Origin of the sequence: Yoonia sp. (assembly GCF_046498525.1) — a bacterium.
GTDB lineage: Bacteria > Pseudomonadota > Alphaproteobacteria > Rhodobacterales > Rhodobacteraceae > Yoonia.
Map to the genome: position 1 here is coordinate 1 of NZ_JAWOAN010000007.1, position 2,720 is coordinate 2,720.

Genomic DNA, 2,720 nt, shown 5'->3' on the forward strand with positions numbered 1-2,720 from the left:
CAACGGTGATCTTGGCGGGCGCGTGAATGACCGGCTCTGGCCGATCGTGCAGGCCTATCTTGATCTGGCGGAAAAACATGGGTTGGACCCTGTGCATATGGCGATGGCTTGGCAACGGACCCGCCCATTCGCGGTGTCTGCGATCTTTGGTGCGACGACCTCGGATCAACTGAACCAGATACTTGCAGGCAGGGATGTGGTTCTGTCGGACACGTTAATTGCCGAGATCGACACGGTGCATAGGGCGCATCCGATGCCCTATTAAAGGCGGTGGGTTGCACCCACCTTACCTGTCGTTTCCATGGCAGTCCTGAACAGCGGGCGGTGTGCTGGCTGCAACAGCGCGCCCTGCCATCTGTCAGGATTCTGCCTTGTGTGGTACGCTGATTTGGGCAAGTGTCCGGTCAAGCCAGTTGCACAGGGGGAGAATGCAAATGCCACTCGAGATGAACCGCGAGGTCTTTATCACCTGCGCCGTCACTGGTTCCGGGTCCACACAGGACCGCAGCCCGCATGTCCCGCGTTCGCCGCAACAGATCGCTGACAGCGCGATTGATGCGGCCAAGGCGGGTGCGGCTGTCGTGCATTGCCACGTGCGCGACCCTGAAACGGGTGCCCCCTCACGTGATGTCGCGCTTTACCGCGAGGTGACCGAGCGTATCCGCGATGCCGACGTCGATGTCGTGCTGAACCTGACTGCCGGGATGGGCGGGGATATCGTTTTCGGCGGCACCGAAGCCCCTTTGCCGGTAATTGCCGGCACGGATATGGTTGGCGCGACAGAGCGTGTGGCCCATGTGGCCGAATGCCTGCCAGAGATTTGCACGCTGGATTGCGGCACCATGAATTTCGCGGAAGCCGACTATGTGATGACCAACACGCCGGGAATGCTTGTTGCGATGGGGCGGATGATGACCGATCTGGGCGTAAAGCCAGAGATCGAAGCCTTTGACACCGGCCATCTTTGGTATGCCAAGCAGTTGGTCAAGGATGGTGTGCTGGACAGCCCAGCATTGGTCCAGCTTTGCATGGGTGTGCCATGGGGCGCGCCGGATGATCTGAATACCTTTATGGCGATGGTCAATAACGTGCCCGACGATTGGACGTTCTCGGCCTTTGGTCTGGGGCGCAGCCAGATGCCCTATGTCGCCGCGTCCGTTCTTGCGGGTGGTCATGTGCGGGTCGGGCTGGAAGACAACCTGATGCTGGATCGCGGCGTTTTGGCGACCAATGCGCAACTGGTGGAACGGGCCGCAGGCATCGTGGAAAACCTAGGCGCCAAGGTCATCGGCCCCGCAGAGGTCCGCACGAAGCTGGGGCTGACAAAGCGCGCGCTGGTAGCCAAGTGAGAGCATTGGCTTTGATCCTGCTTCTGGCAGGCTGTGCGGCGCAAGGAAGTGGCGGGCTGTTTTCAGTCTACCGTGATACCGATGTGCCGATTTCTTCCAAAGCGGTATTCGAGCCGACGCGCTATCTGGGTGTCTGGCACGAAGTTGCGCGCTATCCTGTGCCTTTTCAGGCAGGCTGCGTCGGGGTCACCGCCGAATATGGCTTGCGCGAGGATGGCCTGCTTTCTGTTTTGAATATTTGCCGTGACGAGACAGGCAAAGAAACATCCCGCATTGCAGGCACCGCCGAAATCGTGGGGCCGGGCCGGTTGAAGGTGCGGTTCCCCTCGGTGCCTTTCGTGGCCGCCGATTACTGGGTGCTTTGGACGGATGAGGATTACCGGACGGCCGTCGTTGGCGCGCCCAACGGGCGGTCGGGCTGGATTTTGAACCGCACGCCGGATATTCGTGCGGACCGGTTGGAAGCGGCGCGTGATGTTTTGGAATTCAACGGCTATGATCTGGGCCGACTGGAGGAGTTTGAGTGATGAAACGTTTGGTTTTGTGCAGCGTTATGGCTCTGGCCGCTTGCGAAGGTGGCAGTGTCACAAGCAGTGCGGGCGGTATGCGCGAGTTCATGGTGATCGGGAACCGCATGTCCTTTGAAGACTGCCGTGCGCGGGGTGGGTTGATCATCCGTGACAGCAATACGGCAATGGTCGCCTGTGACCCGACGATCCGCCGCGAGCCTGTTCCGGCGGACGAATTTGATCACCCCGATGACAAACCTGCAGGTTAAGACATGAAAAGACAGACGGCAGCCATTATTGGCGGTGGTGTGATTGGTGGCGGTTGGGCTGCACGGTTCTTGTTGATGGGATGGGATGTGCGGGTCTTTGACCCTGATCCAGAGGCCGAGCGCAAGATCACCGAAGTCCTGAACAACGCCCGCCGGTCTTTGCCGGGGCTGTCCGATGTCGCATTGCCCGCCGAAGGGCAACTGAGCTTTCATGACACAATGTCGGCTGCCGTGGCAGGTGTGGCATGGGTGCAGGAAAGCGTTCCCGAACGGCTGGAGTTGAAGCGCAAGGTTTATCAGACGTTGCAGGAACACTGCCCGAAAGATGCGGTCATCGGGTCCTCGACCAGCGGTTTCAAACCATCGCAGCTACAAGGCTGCGCCACGCGGCCCGAACAGATCGTGGGGATCCGTTCGGACAGAACGTTGACGAATTCGGATTCCAGGTTGTTGTACCGCGCTGGCGCCCAGGTGCGGATCTCGTCGATCATGCGGCTGGCCCGGGCGGTGTCGAAGCTACGCTCTTCTTCGAAGATGCGCTGCAGCTCGCGCGTATTGACCTCCACCGTGTAGCGTTCGCGATCGCTGTCGAG

General features: G+C 60.0%; 4 protein-coding genes and 1 pseudogene. All 5 read left to right on the forward strand.

The features are described from left to right. A partial coding sequence (locus tag R6T97_RS00420) for an aldo/keto reductase (RefSeq protein WP_410347338.1) occupies window positions 1-265 on the forward strand: 265 nt, incomplete at its 5' end. A 169-nt stretch (window positions 266-434) separates the two neighbouring features. Then, on the forward strand, window positions 435-1,349 hold the full coding sequence (locus tag R6T97_RS00425) for a 3-keto-5-aminohexanoate cleavage protein (protein ID WP_410347339.1): 915 nt from the start codon (window positions 435-437) through the stop codon (window positions 1,347-1,349). Continuing rightward, window positions 1,346-1,876, forward strand: coding sequence for a lipocalin family protein (locus tag R6T97_RS00430; RefSeq protein WP_410347340.1), 531 nt, complete (start codon window positions 1,346-1,348; stop codon window positions 1,874-1,876). Before R6T97_RS00425 ends, R6T97_RS00430 begins: the two co-directional genes overlap by 4 nt. Then, complete coding sequence (locus tag R6T97_RS00435) at window positions 1,876-2,127, forward strand: hypothetical protein (protein ID WP_410347341.1); 252 nt, start codon at window positions 1,876-1,878, stop codon at window positions 2,125-2,127. The genes R6T97_RS00430 and R6T97_RS00435 overlap by 1 nt, the downstream gene beginning before the upstream one ends. Window positions 2,128-2,130: 3 nt before the next feature. Beyond that, a pseudogene (locus tag R6T97_RS00440) lies at window positions 2,131-2,532 on the forward strand (3-hydroxyacyl-CoA dehydrogenase NAD-binding domain-containing protein); the annotation flags it as partial. Between the last annotated feature and the right edge of the window lie 188 nt (window positions 2,533-2,720).

Coding starts and splice junctions, on each gene's coding strand:
- R6T97_RS00425 (WP_410347339.1), top strand. CDS start 435: ATGCCACTCGAGATGAACCGCGAGGTCTTTATCACCTGCGCCGTCACT.
- R6T97_RS00435 (WP_410347341.1), top strand. CDS start 1,876: ATGAAACGTTTGGTTTTGTGCAGCGTTATGGCTCTGGCCGCTTGCGAA.